The organism is Rhodococcus sp. KB6, assembly GCF_001445685.1.
GTDB classification, from domain to species: Bacteria; Actinomycetota; Actinomycetes; order Mycobacteriales; family Mycobacteriaceae; genus Rhodococcus_F; species Rhodococcus_F qingshengii.
On record NZ_LNAK01000106.1, the window covers coordinates 1 to 397 of the forward strand.

The following is a 397-nucleotide window of genomic DNA, read 5'->3' on the forward strand; positions in this document are numbered from 1 at the left end:
CCGCGACGCCGCTCACGCTCTGGCCCATCGCACTGCCACCACAGCCATCAGCGGCATGACATCGACATAATGACCAGCAGAAAGAGGAAGACTCCTTGACAAAGCTGCTGATAACAGGTGATCGATCTGGACTGCAGAAGACGTGTCCTGGCCGCGGGTGAACGCGATGGTCTTGTTCGTGTACGGGTCACGGAGCGTACCGGTTTGGACCGAGCAGCTTTTGGAGCCGTCCTTGAATGTCAGGTCGGTGAGGTCACGCCGCAGGATGTCGTTGCGAGTTATCTCTAGCGCCGCATCAGGATGAAGGCACGGTAGGCACGGCGTGTCGGTCGCCCTGTCCCTCATGGTTATCTAATAGCGTCTATGCCACAGGTGGGACAGCCATAGGAGTGGCGAT

1 pseudogene is annotated in these 397 nt (G+C 58.4%); it reads right to left on the bottom strand.

Annotated elements, in window-relative coordinates:
• Nucleotides 1-96: 96 nt before the first annotated feature.
• Nucleotides 97-279 (bottom strand): annotated as a pseudogene (locus ASU23_RS34900) (HNH endonuclease); the annotation flags it as partial.
• Nucleotides 280-397 lie beyond the last annotated feature (118 nt).